Below are 12488 nucleotides of genomic sequence, written 5' to 3' on the forward strand. Positions count from 1 at the left end.
AGCACAGGCTCAGGCAAGTCTTGGCGGCTAGAACCGGGTCAAACCGGGTGACTTCCACAAGCCTGCCGGGCGAGACCTTCTGCCGGAACGCTGAAAAGGTTGAGATGCGTCGCCTCGATCGGATGGAATGAAAACCGGTGAAATACTTTTGAGCACATTCGTTTGAAACAAGAGGCCGATAGACATGACGTCGCCCATTTCCCTGCTCAGCCCTGCCCAGATCCGGGCGCTCCCCAATTCGACGGTGAACTCCTGGTCTGACGAGGAGGTGAGCCAGCTTTCGAGCTCGCAGGTCAACGCGCTGACGTCGTCCCAGATATCCGCGCTGCAAACCGAAGCGGTGGCCGGGTTGTCGACGTCACAGCTCAAGGCTATCGCCCCGCGTTCGATCACCGGCCTCACCCTGGACCAGATCACGGCGCTTTCGACAGAAGATGTCTCAAGTCTGGTCTCCACCCAGGTCGCGGCCATGTCGGCGACCCAGCTCGGCGGCTTGAGCACGGAGCAGTCGGAAGCACTGACACCAGCGCAGATCGCCAGACTGACCGCGACCCAGCTCAGCGCCTTCAGCGCCGAAGACCTTGCAACCTTTTCCGCTGAAGACATGGCAGCCATCAATACGGCTGCTCTCCGCGGGCAGTCGCCGGAAAGGATCGCCGGGCTCTCGACAACCCAGATTGCGGCATTGAAATCGACCCAGATCGCCGCATTGAGCCCCGCCCAGATTGCAGCGTTGACGCCTGAGCAGGTCGCAGCCTTCTCGAACACGCAGATTGCGGCGCTCAGCGGAACGCAGGTTGCTGCTCTGACGACCGATCAGCTCGGAGCACTCTCCACGACGCAATTCACGGCGATCAGCGCGCGCGCTGTCGTCGGACTGAGCACAACCCAGATCGCCGCCCTCGGAAACGAGAAGATCGGGGCACTGACGACAGTCCAGATGGCCTCGCTGACATCCCGGCAACTTGCGGCCTTGAGTGTGGAGCAGGTCGCCAGCTTCTCGACCAGTCAGCTCTCGGCCATCAATTCGCGCGCCATTTCGGGACTTTCCACAGATCAGGTTGCGGCCTTGTCACCGACGCAGGTCGCGAGCCTGACAGGCGCGCAGATTTCGGCGCTGACCCGGACGCAGATGTCTGCCTTCAGCGAGGATCAGCTGTCGGCCCTGACCGCGACACAGGTCAGGGCTCTCAGCGCATCCCAGATCACAGCACTGCCGCCAGCGACAGTTGCGGGTTTCACGACGACCCAGATCGCGGCACTCACGCCGAAGACGGTAGCTGGCTTGAATGCCGAGCAACTTGCTGCGATGAGCGTTGATCAGGTGAAAAGCCTCAGCACATCCCAGATCTCCGCCATGACCGCGACACAGGTGGCAAGCCTCTCGACGGCCCAGATTTCTGGCCTTTCGCCCGCCCAGATCGGTGCCTTCAGTTCAGCGGCGGTCACCGGGCTGACGTCTTCGCAGATCTCGTCATTGAGCTTCAACCAGCTGGCGGCCATGTCGACCACCCAGATCTCGGCGCTCAAGGCAACACAGGTAGCAGTCTTCACGCCCGACCAGATCGCAGGATTTACTGCGACGCAGATACGCGGCCTGACCGGCACCCAGATTGCCGCCATGCCGGTCGAAGCGATCGCCAGCTTGTCGGGCGAGCAGATTGCTGCGCTCAGTGTCCGAGCCATGGCCGGCCTCACGGCTGACCAGATCGGCGCGATGTCGATGGATCAGCTGGATGGTCTGAGCACCTCACAGGTCGGAGCCCTGAGTGCCGCTCAGATCAAAGCCATGCCGGCAGAGTTGATCGACGCCATGAGCCCGGCGAAGATCGCTGCCATCAGCACCAAGGCGATCACTGGTCTGACAGCAGAACGCATGGCAGCACTTGGTCCGGACCAGATCGCAGCACTCACGACCAGCCAGATCAAGGCTCTGAAGGCCGAGCAAATCGCCGGATTGACCGCCTTCCAGACGGAAGCGATGTCGAATGGCCAGATTACGGCCCTCACCGCCGCCCAGATTTCCGCGCTTTCTGTGAGCGCAGTCAAGGCTTGGTCACCGTCCCAGATCGCAGCGCTTTCGCCAGCCTCGATCACGGGACTGACGACAGAGCAGATAACCGCGCTCGAAGACAGCCAGATCGACGGCCTCACCGCCGCACAGTTCGCGAGAATGAACGGCCCGCAGATCGGAGCACTGTCCAAAGCCCAGCTGGCAGCATTGCTTCCGGCAGAAATTGCGGCGATTTCGACGAGCGCCATCTCGTCCATCTCCGCCGACAAGATCGACAGCCTGAGCCTCGAACAGATCGCGAGACTGACGACGGGCCAGATCGCCGCCATGAAAAATGAACAGGTCGTCGCCTTCACGCCGACCCAGCTTGCATCGTTGAGTGCAAGCCAGTTGCAAGCCGTCACGACCGCCCAGATCGCGTCGCTCTCTCCGAGCAACATAGCATCGCTGTCGCGTGAGCAGATCGCAGGCCTTTCTGCGCGCACGATTTCCGCCCTGAGCACCGATCAGATCGCCGCCATGTCGGCGGATCAGATCGACGCCATGACGGCGACCCAGATCTCCGGTCTGACTGCCGCCCAGCTTGGCGCCATGCGCAAGTCCGACATCCTCGCGTTTCTGCCGGCAGAGATCGCGGCGATCAATACGAGCGCATTCGCCAGTCTCGACGCTGAAACCATTGCTGCGCTGAACCTCGACCAGGTTGCCGCCTTGACGCCCGCTCAGCTCGGAGCGATGAGCGCGGAACAGGTCGCCGCCCTGACACCGACCCAGGTGGATGCCTTGAGCGCAAAGCAGGTGGCCGGATTTGGCGCAACGCAAGCGGCGGCACTGACGACGGCTTCCCTCGGGGCGATGTCGCCGGAGCAGATCGCCGCATTGAGCGCGTCCGCGATATCAGCGCTTTCGACGAACCAGATCGCCGCGTTGTCAACCAACCAGATCGAAGCGTTGACGACGGCGCAGATGGGCGCATTGACCGGTGCGCAGGTCGCCGCACTGACACCGACCCAGCTTTCCAGCCTGCCAACCGCGAAACTGGCTGCCCTCAGCGCCACCGGGATCGGGGGCATGACTACCCAGCAGATTGCCGCACTGGGAGCCGACCAGATCAGCGCATTGACGGCCAGCCAGATCGCCTCGCTGACACCGGCACAGATCGGCGCCCTCACACCACAACAGGTCACCCTCCTGTCGACAACACAGGTTGGCGCCCTGGGTGCCAACCAGGTCGCCGCGCTGTCAAACGACAGCCTGGCCACCCTCACGAGTGAAAAGATCGCCGCATTGAACGCCAAGGCTATTCCGGGGCTGACCACCGCTCAGATTGCCTCCATGTCGACAACCCAGATCGACAGTCTCAGCCAGACCCAGATTGCCGCACTGACGGCCACGCAGATCGGTGCACTCTCGTCCGCACAGCTGGCGACGCTCTCCAACGCCGAGCTTGCTGCAATCGCACCATCCGCGATCTCGGGCTTGTCGGCCGCCAACATTTCCGGCCTGAGCCAGGAGCAGATCGGGGTGCTGACGGCAGCACAGGTCGGCGCCTTGACCTTCGATCAGTTGAATGCACTGCGGCCGGACCAGCTCGGCGTGATGACCGCAACGCAGATTGGCGCCCTCACGGCAACCCAGATCGCCTCGCTTTCGTCAGGAACCATTTCGGCCCTGTCGGCCACGCAGATCGCAGCCATTTCCACGAAGGCCATTGCCGGCCTGAGCAGTGCGCAAATCGCCACACTGACGGCAAGCCAGATCGACGCGATGACCTCTGTCCAGCTCGGTGCGCTGAGCGCCACCCAGCTGGCCGCCTTTAGCCCGGCCGCCCTCGAAACCTTGTCCTCTGCCGACATTGCGGCATTGTCCCCGAGCGCCATCGGCGGTCTGGCACCGGCGGTCTTCGCAACACTGCAACCCGAACAGATCGCAGCCCTGACCACGGGGCAAGTCGCCGGTCTTACCTATCATCAGCTTCGGGCGATGACCCAGGATCAGGTCGGGGCGCTGACGACGGCACAGATCGGCTCGATGAACGCCATCCAGTTGGCGACGCTTGGAACCGACAAGCTGAACTGGATGTCGACCAGCCAGATTGCGTCCATGGATCCCAAGGCAATCGGTGGCTTGACCGTGTCACAGGTCGGAGCTTTCTCGGCGGACCAGGCGGAAGCCCTGACGGCCGCACAGGTGGCCGGCCTGAATTCGGCGCAGTTGACGGCGCTGGGCGCCACCAACTTCAGAACCTTCTCGACCGATGACATCGCGGCAATCAGCCAGCAGGCGCTTCCCGGCCTGACGGTGAGCCAGATCTCGAACATGACTCCGGCCCAGTTGCGGGCGATCAGCGCGACCCAGTCCAACAATCTGAGCCCTGAACAGATCTCGGCGGTTCTCGCCGCCTATCAGGCCGTTTAATGTCTGCGGGATGAGGTCGGCAAAAGGCCGGCCTCATCTCAGTTTCGAATGGTGAACTGGACCCGGTCTGCCGGGAAACGGGTGACCGCGAATTGGATGGGACGCCCCTCCGGATCGGTGTTCACCGCGTGCGTGACGAGCACGATTGCACCCGGCGTCAATTCCAGATGTGCGACGTCGTCCGGCTCGGCATGCACCGCTGAAATCTCCGTCACGTCGCGCAAGTAGTCATCCACGCCACATGCCGACAGGGCACGGGTGATCGAACCTGTCTCGGCAAAAGTCTTGTCGATGCCGGCGAACCGCTCGGCCGGAAACCACATCGTGGAGCGCGAGACGGCCCGTCCATCCGCTGTTCGGACCCCGTCCAGTCTCAAGACCTCATCTCCCTGCGACAACTGCAAACGCTCGATCAGGTCCGGCGTGGCCACCTCACGCGAGGACGAGAGAAGAATACCCTTGAGATCGCGCGCCTGCTCCCCGATGCCTTGCGTGAAGCGCGTACGCCGGCTGATCGGGAAATCGAACTTGTCGCGCTGGATGATCATGGTGCCCCGGCCCTGTGCCGCACGCACGATCCCCTCCTGCTGCAGGGCGGCTAGCGCCGCCCGCACCGTGTGCCGGTTGACCCCGAATTCCTGTGCCAAGGCGGTTTCGGCCGGCACCATGCCTGTCCTGTCATAAAGACCTGCCAGGATGTTGGCGCGGATCCGATCGGAAATCTGGCGCCACAGGGCAACGCCCTTCTGTCTCTGCATCACTGGAATTGGGCTCCCTGTCACAAGCTTGTCACGACCAGCGACTACTTCTAAAGTAACTTGTATAGTTGTCTACATTACTAGACATTTCGAGGACTGACAATGCACAGAGCCAACGAAATCGAACCCGGTGCACCGGCCAGGCGAAAGCGGATCGTCGATCTGCTGGCCAGGGCCACGCTTGCCGAACTGCAGGATGCCATCGCGACGATCGAACCCGCGCCGGGCTTCACTACGCTGCGCGGTCCGGAAACCGGACTCGTGATGGTCAAGGGTCGCATCGGCGGCGGCGGCGCGCCCTTCAATCTTGGCGAAGCGACCGTGAGCCGGGCAAGCGTGCGGCTCGCCGACGGGCGCATCGGCCACGGCTATCGCCTCGGCACGAACCGGAAGGCAGCGAGCCTCTCGGCCGTGCTCGACGCCCTGGCGCAAGACGAAGCGGCCCTGGCCATGCTGGAGCCCGCACTCTTCGCGCCACTTGAGGCACGCCTCGCAGCGGAGGCCGAACGACTGGAAACCGAGACGGCTGCCACGAAGGTCGATTTCTTCACCATGGTTCGCGGAGAAGACTGATGCTTGAACACACCGAAACCCTGGAGGGCGGCTTCCCCGATGCCGCAACACATGCACAGGAAATCTTTCGCGCCGTCATGGATGCCATGGCCCGGCCCGGGACCCTCGGCCTCGTGCAGGTGCCGGTCGCGCCACCCGCACCGCTTGGCATTGCCGCCGGCGCTCTGCTGCTGACACTCTGCGACCATGACACCCCCATCTGGGTATCATCGACCATTGCGAAATCGGCCCTGCCCGCCTGGATCAGTTTCCATACGGGGGCGAGCCTGACCAGCGACAAATCCGAAACCGGGTTTGCCTTTGTCGAAGCCGGGGCTCCGATTCCTTCGCTCACGCAGTTTTCCCCTGGCACCCAGGAATATCCGGATCGGTCGACAACGCTGGTGATCGAGGTTGCAGCACTCGACGATGGCCAACCGCTGCATCTGACGGGCCCTGGTATCCGCGATACAGCCATGATCGCACCGGAAGGCCTGCCGGAAACCTTCCTGCGGCAATGGAGTGACAATGGCGCAATCTTCCCGCGCGGGGTCGATGTCATCCTCAGCTGCGGCCACCGCTTTATAGCCCTTCCGCGCACCACCAAGATCCGTGAGATGGAGGCCTGAGCCATGTATGTTGCCGTCAAGGGTGGCGAAAAGGCCATCGCCAACGCCCACAAACTGCTCGCAGACCGCCGGCGTGGAGATCGGGCGCTGCCATCCGTCACCATCGACCAGATCGTTGCCCAGCTGGGCCTTGCTGTTGATCGCGTGATGGCCGAAGCGTCGCTCTACGACTGTGCGCTCGCGGCACTGGCCCTCAAGCAGTCGCGCGGCGACATGATCGAGGCAATCTTCCTTCTGCGCGCCTATCGCACGACGCTGCCACGCTTCGGCACCTCGCGTCCGATCGAAACAGGCGGCATGCGCGTGGAGCGCCGTGTCTCCGCCACTTACAAGGATCTGCCCGGCGGACAACTGCTTGGGCCCACCTTCGACTACACCCATCGCCTGCTGGATCCTTCACTGCTTGACGATGATGCCGTGGAGACGGGCGAACAGCGCGAGGGCGGCCTCGAGCATGTCATGCGGGTCTCGGACATTCTCGACGGCGAAGGCCTGATCGAGCCGGACGGCGAGATGCCGGAAGATCACATCGCAGGCGACATAACCCGTGAACCGATGGAATTTCCGATGCCACGCGACCTGCGTCTCCAGGCGCTCGCCCGCGGCGACGAGGGCTTCCTGCTGGCGCTCGGTTATTCGACACAACGCGGCTATGGCCGTTCTCATCCCTTTGTCGGCGAGATCCGCATGGGGCTCGTCGAGGTGGAGTTCGACGTCCCGGAGCTCGGCTTTGCCGTCTCGCTCGGCGAGATCCGGGTGACGGAATGCCAGATGGTCAACCAGTTCAAGGGATCGGCCAAGGCGCCGCCCCAGTTCACCCGCGGATATGGTCTTGTCTTTGGCCAGAGTGAGCGAAAGGCCATGTCCATGTCGCTCGTCGATCGGGCGCTCCGGACGGAGGAATTCGGCGAGGACGTCGTCGCGCCTGCCCAGGACGAAGAATTTGTCATCTCCCATTGCGACAACGTCCAGGCAACCGGCTTTGTCGAACATCTGAAGCTGCCCCACTACGTCGACTTCCAGGCAGAACTCGACCTTGTCCGCCGGATGCGGGCCAAGCACGAGGCCAGCCGCACCGAACAGACTGACCTGAAGGAGGCGGCAGAATGACCGCGCTGGCTACCGAACTCGCCACTTACAATTTCGCCTATCTGGACGAACAGACCAAGCGCATGATCCGCCGCGCGATCCTGAAGGCAATTGCCATTCCCGGGTACCAGGTGCCGTTTGCCAGCCGTGAAATGCCGATGCCCTACGGCTGGGGCACCGGCGGTGTGCAGGTCACCGCTTCGATCATCGGACGCGACGATACGCTCAAGGTCATCGACCAGGGCGCCGACGACACGACGAACGCCGTCTCCATCCGCGCCTTCTTCCAGAAAGTCGCAAATGTCGCCGTGACCACAAAGACGAGTGAAGCGACGATCATCCAGACACGCCACCGCATTCCCGAGGAAAGATTGAAGGAGGGTCAGGTTCTGGTTTACCAGGTCCCGATCCCCGAACCGCTGCGTTTCCTCGAGCCGCGTGAGACCGAGACGCGCAAGATGCATGCGCTTGAAGAATACGGGCTCATGCATGTGAAGCTCTACGAGGACATCGCCAAGCACGGCCGCATCGCCACGACCTACGCCTATCCGGTGAAGGTCGAGGGACGCTACGTCATGGACCCTTCGCCAACACCGAAATTCGACAATCCCAAGATGCACATGTCGGAAGCCCTGCAACTCTTCGGCGCTGGCCGCGAGAAGCGCATCTACGCTGTCCCGCCCTTCACCGACGTCGTCAGCCTCGACTTCGAGGACCATCCCTTCGAGATCCAGACCTTCGACAAGCCCTGTGCGCTCTGCGGCGCCCACAATGTCTATCTCGACGAAGTGGTGCTCGACGACAAGGGTGGCCGAATGTTCGTCTGCTCCGACACCGACCATTGCGAGACGCGCCAGGCCGAGGGCCATGTCGGCGAAATGCTCGCCCAGAACCCAAAGCTCTCCAAGGAGGCCGCGGAATGAGCGACCAGCCGCTTCTGAAAGTTCGCAACCTCTCGAAGTTCTATGGCAAGCGCATAGGCTGCTCGAACGTATCCTTCGACCTGTGGCCGGGCGAAGTGCTGGCCATCGTCGGCGAAAGCGGCTCGGGCAAGACGACCCTTCTGAACTGCCTGTCGACCCGGCTCATGCCAACGACCGGCAGCGTCGACTACCATATGCGCGACGGCCAGTATCGCGAGCTCTACCATATGGGTGAAGCCGAACGTCGCTTCCTGATGCGGACCGACTGGGGCTTCGTGCACCAGAACCCTGCCGACGGACTGCGCATGACGGTCTCCGCCGGCGCCAATGTCGGAGAGCGCCTGATGGCAATCGGTGACCGGCATTATGGAAAGATTCGCCAGACAGCAAGCGAATGGCTGGAGCGGGTGGAGATTTCCATCGACCGCATCGACGACCAGCCGCGCGCCTTCTCCGGCGGCATGCGCCAGCGCCTGCAGATTGCCCGCAATCTCGTGACCGGGCCCCGCCTCGTCTTCATGGACGAGCCGACCGGTGGCCTCGATGTCTCGGTCCAGGCTCGCCTGCTCGATCTCGTCCGCGGCCTCGTCAACGATCTCGGCCTTTCGGCCATCGTGGTCACCCACGATCTCGCCGTGGCCCGACTTCTGTCTCATCGGATGATGGTCATGAAGGATGGCAATGTGATTGAACACGGCCTGACCGACCGCGTCCTCGACGACCCCCGCGAACCCTATACGCAGTTGCTCGTATCCTCGATCCTGCAGGTCTGACGGAGATATTCATGGCCACGCCCCTCATTGTTTCGGAAGTCGCGAAAAGCTTCATCATGCATCTGCGCGGCGGGCTCGTCCTGCCGGTGATCTCCAACGTATCTTTCTCGGTGGCGGCCGGGGAATGCGTCGTGCTCGGCGGCCCCTCGGGCATCGGCAAGAGCTCGATCCTGAAGATGCTCTACGGCAATTATGCCGTCGATCAGGGACAGATCCTGATCAATCACGGCGGCCGCATCGTCGATATCGCGAGTGCCGATCCGCGCATGGTGCTCGAAGTCCGGCGCGGTACACTCGGCTATGTGAGCCAATTCCTGCGCACCGTACCACGCGTCTCGACGCTCGATGTCGTCGCCGAACCGCTTGTCGCACGCGGCACCGCAGTCGAAGAGGCCCGCGAACGCGCAAGCGAACTTCTGGACCGGCTGAATTTGCCGCAGGATCTCTGGCAGCTGCCCCCCTCTACCTTCTCTGGCGGAGAGCAGCAGCGCGTCAACATCGCGCGCGGCTTCATCACCGATCATACCGTGCTGTTGCTGGACGAGCCCACCGCTTCGCTCGATGCCACGAACCGTGCCGTGGTGGTCTCGATGATCCGCGCCAAGAAGGAAGCAGGCGTTGCCCTGCTCGGCATCTTCCACGACGAGGAAGTCCGCGAAGCGGTTGCTGACCGGATCCTCGACGTCATGCAGTTTTCGCCCCGCAAGGCTGCAGCATGACGAAAAAGCTCGGGATTGAACCCCTCGTCCACGAGACCGCTCGGGTCATCAATTCGACGCTCGGCCGCTACACTGAAGTCGCCGATCGCTGCCGCCTCGATGAGGTGGAGATGGGCGACTATTCCTACATCATGCAGGATGGCTCCATCTGGTGCGCGACGGTCGGGAAGTTCGCCAATATCGCGGCGGCCGTACGTATCAACGCCACCAACCACCCGACCTGGCGCCCGACGCTGCATCATTTCACCTATCGCGCTGCCGACTATTTTGATGGTGCGGAAAACGATCACGACTTCTTCGCCTGGCGTCGGGGAAACCGCGTGGTGATCGGACACGACGTCTGGATCGGCCATGGTGCGACAATTCTCCCCGGCGTCAACGTCGGTGACGGCGCGGTGGTCGGCGCAGGTGCCGTCGTCTCACGCGATGTGGCCCCCTACACCATCGTCGGCGGTGTTCCGGCAAAGCTGATCCGCGAACGGTTTCCCGGACCGGTTGCCGAACGCATGCGGGCACTCGCCTGGTGGGACTGGGATCATGACCGGCTGTTCGCTGCACTCGACGATTTTCGTCACATGGACACAGAAACCTTTATCGAAAAACACCGATAATACCATTATTTTCAAGCGGTTATACGGTTTAACAAATCCTACACAAATCTGACATTCCGGCTTCACGGGCCACCGCTAATGCATTCCCAGCACCGCAATTAATGACGGCGAAGGAAAGACGATGCTTTTCAGGCTGGACAACCTCACCCGCCAGTTCGGGACCAACAAGGCCGTGGACTCGGTGACTCTGGAGATTCCGGCCGGCCAGATGGTTGGCGTGATCGGACGTTCGGGTGCCGGAAAGTCGACGCTGCTGCGCATGATCAACCGCCTCGTCGATCCGACCTCCGGCAGCATTATGTTTGGCGATCTCGAGATCTCCAATCTTCACGGCACGGCGCTTCGCAACTGGCAGCGCGACTGCGCCATGATCTTCCAGCAGTTCAACCTGGTGCCACGCCTCGACGTGCTGACCAATGTGCTGCTCGGTCGCCTGAACCATCGGTCGACCGCGCTTTCGATCCTCAGTGTTTTCACCCGCGAAGAGCGTCTGATGGCGATCGCCGCCCTGGAACGCCTTGGTATCGAGCAAACCGCCCTGCAGGCAGCCGGCACGCTGTCCGGTGGCCAGCAGCAACGCGTCGCAATTGCCCGCGCCCTTATGCAGTCGCCAAAGATGATCCTTGCCGACGAGCCGATCGCCTCGCTCGATCCCCTCAACGCAAAGATCGTGATGGACGCGCTGCGCGACATCAACGAGCGCGAAGGCATCACTGTCATCACCAACCTGCACACGCTCGATACCGCACGCAATTACTGCGAGCGCATCATCGGCATGGCCCGTGGCCGCGTCGTCTTCGACGGCTCCCCGAACGAACTCACGGCCGAAGCCGTGCATGAAATCTACGGCGCCGACAAACATGGCGCCGGCATCGACGAGACCATGACCTCGACGAGCATCAACATTGCGCATCAGGACAACGAGTTGCGCAAGACCCCATCCGCTGGCCTTCGCCCTCTCGCAGTTGCCGAGGCCTGAGCCACGACGATCGCAGGCCCTGCGACAAGGGCAAGAAGTCAAGACATTCCCATCCTATAAAACAGGAGATGCACTCATGTTGAAGAAGACCCTGCTCGCTACGGCCGCTCTCGTTGCTCTGGCTTCTGGCGTTCACGCCGAAGATCTCAAGGAATTCCGCATCGGTATCCTCGGCGGCGAAAACGAAGCCGACCGCCTGCGTAATTTCCAGTGCATGACCGAAAAGCTGCCGTCGGTCCTTGGCGTCGAAAAGGTTTCGCTCTTCCCGGCCGCCGACTACGACGGCGTCGTTCAGGGCCTGCTCGGTGGCACGCTCGACTATGCCGAACTCGGCGCCTCGGCCTTCGCCAAGGTCTATCTCGCCAAGGCCGACGCCGTCGAGCCGATCCTGACCACCGTCCAGACCGACGGTTCCAGTGGCTACTACTCGATCATGGTTGCCCGCAAGGATTCTGGCATCACCAAGATCGAAGACATAAAGGGCAAGAAGCTGGGTTATGCCGACCCGGACTCCACCTCTGGCTACCTCGTCCCGCTCGTGACCCTGCCGGAAGCTCTCGGCGCTCCGGTTGATCAGGTCGTCGCTTCGACCGGTTTCGGCGGCGGCCATGAAAACCTGGTTCTCGAAGTCGTCAAGGGCACCTTCGACGCTGGCACGACCTGGGGCTCTGGCGTTGGCGAGTTCAAGGATGGCTACTCCTCCGGCAACCTGCGCAAGATGGTCGACAAGGGCATCCTGAACATGGATGACCTCGTCGAAGTCTGGAAATCCCCGCTGATCCCGAACGGCCCGGTCGTTGTCCGCACCTCGATGAACGAGGACATGAAAACCAAGTTCAAGCAGTTCATGTTGGATCTGCCGAAGTCCGACCCGGCCTGCTTCTCGGCCATCCAGGGCGGAGATTTCGCTGGCTTCACCGAGGTCAACGTCGATTTCTACAAGCCGATCATCGACGCCCGTAAGGCGACCATCGGCGGCTGATCGCTGACGAGACCAATGAGACCGCCGGTCGGATCCACCGC

11 protein-coding genes are annotated in these 12488 nt (G+C 62.2%); 10 read left to right on the plus strand and 1 reads right to left on the minus strand.

From position 1 onward, the window contains the following. Positions 1–184: 184 nt before the first annotated feature. On the plus strand, positions 185–4432 hold the full coding sequence (locus tag QTL56_RS14345) for a hypothetical protein (RefSeq protein ID WP_245137331.1): 4248 nt from the start codon (positions 185–187) through the stop codon (positions 4430–4432). Positions 4433–4470: 38 nt separating this feature from the next. On the opposite strand, the gene phnF is transcribed toward QTL56_RS14345, so the two are convergent. Next, positions 4471–5190 carry a phosphonate metabolism transcriptional regulator PhnF gene (phnF, locus tag QTL56_RS14350; RefSeq protein ID WP_245137330.1) on the minus strand — a complete coding sequence of 240 codons (720 nt, stop codon included), beginning with the start codon at positions 5188–5190 and terminating at the stop codon, positions 4471–4473. A 102-nt stretch (positions 5191–5292) separates the two neighbouring features. Here phnF and phnG point away from each other — a divergent pair, with 102 nt between their 5' ends. The 9 genes from phnG (at position 5293) to phnD (ending at position 12447) form a co-directional block, all read left to right on the plus strand. Continuing rightward, a complete protein-coding gene (gene phnG, locus QTL56_RS14355) occupies positions 5293–5763 on the plus strand; it encodes a phosphonate C-P lyase system protein PhnG (RefSeq protein WP_245137329.1) in 471 nt (156 codons plus the stop codon). After that, positions 5763–6371 (plus strand): phosphonate C-P lyase system protein PhnH, encoded by a 609-nt coding sequence (phnH, locus tag QTL56_RS14360; RefSeq protein ID WP_245137328.1) that lies wholly within the window; start codon positions 5763–5765, stop codon positions 6369–6371. The genes phnG and phnH overlap by 1 nt, the downstream gene beginning before the upstream one ends. Positions 6372–6374: 3 nt before the next feature. Beyond that, positions 6375–7481 (plus strand): carbon-phosphorus lyase complex subunit, encoded by a 1107-nt coding sequence (locus tag QTL56_RS14365; RefSeq protein WP_245137327.1) that lies wholly within the window; start codon positions 6375–6377, stop codon positions 7479–7481. Next, positions 7478–8383, plus strand: coding sequence for an alpha-D-ribose 1-methylphosphonate 5-phosphate C-P-lyase PhnJ (locus QTL56_RS14370; protein WP_245137326.1), 906 nt, complete (start codon positions 7478–7480; stop codon positions 8381–8383). Before QTL56_RS14365 ends, QTL56_RS14370 begins: the two co-directional genes overlap by 4 nt. Then, a complete protein-coding gene (gene phnK / locus QTL56_RS14375; protein WP_229575199.1) occupies positions 8380–9156 on the plus strand; it encodes a phosphonate C-P lyase system protein PhnK in 777 nt (258 codons plus the stop codon). Before QTL56_RS14370 ends, phnK begins: the two co-directional genes overlap by 4 nt. 11 nt (positions 9157–9167) lie before the next feature. After that, the gene (gene phnL / locus QTL56_RS14380) at positions 9168–9875 is read left to right on the plus strand and encodes a phosphonate C-P lyase system protein PhnL (protein WP_245137325.1); all 708 of its coding nucleotides are present in this window, start codon (positions 9168–9170) and stop codon (positions 9873–9875) included. Then, the gene (locus tag QTL56_RS14385; RefSeq protein WP_245137324.1) at positions 9872–10486 is read left to right on the plus strand and encodes a DapH/DapD/GlmU-related protein; all 615 of its coding nucleotides are present in this window, start codon (positions 9872–9874) and stop codon (positions 10484–10486) included. The genes phnL and QTL56_RS14385 overlap by 4 nt, the downstream gene beginning before the upstream one ends. Before the next feature lie 121 nt (positions 10487–10607). Further along, the gene (gene phnC, locus QTL56_RS14390; protein ID WP_245137323.1) at positions 10608–11465 is read left to right on the plus strand and encodes a phosphonate ABC transporter ATP-binding protein; all 858 of its coding nucleotides are present in this window, start codon (positions 10608–10610) and stop codon (positions 11463–11465) included. Between the two features lie 76 nt (positions 11466–11541). Beyond that, positions 11542–12447 carry a phosphonate ABC transporter substrate-binding protein gene (phnD, locus tag QTL56_RS14395; protein ID WP_245137322.1) on the plus strand — a complete coding sequence of 302 codons (906 nt, stop codon included), beginning with the start codon at positions 11542–11544 and terminating at the stop codon, positions 12445–12447. Positions 12448–12488 lie beyond the last annotated feature (41 nt).

Source organism: Peteryoungia algae, assembly GCF_030369675.1.
Lineage (GTDB): Bacteria > Pseudomonadota > Alphaproteobacteria > Rhizobiales > Rhizobiaceae > Allorhizobium > Allorhizobium algae.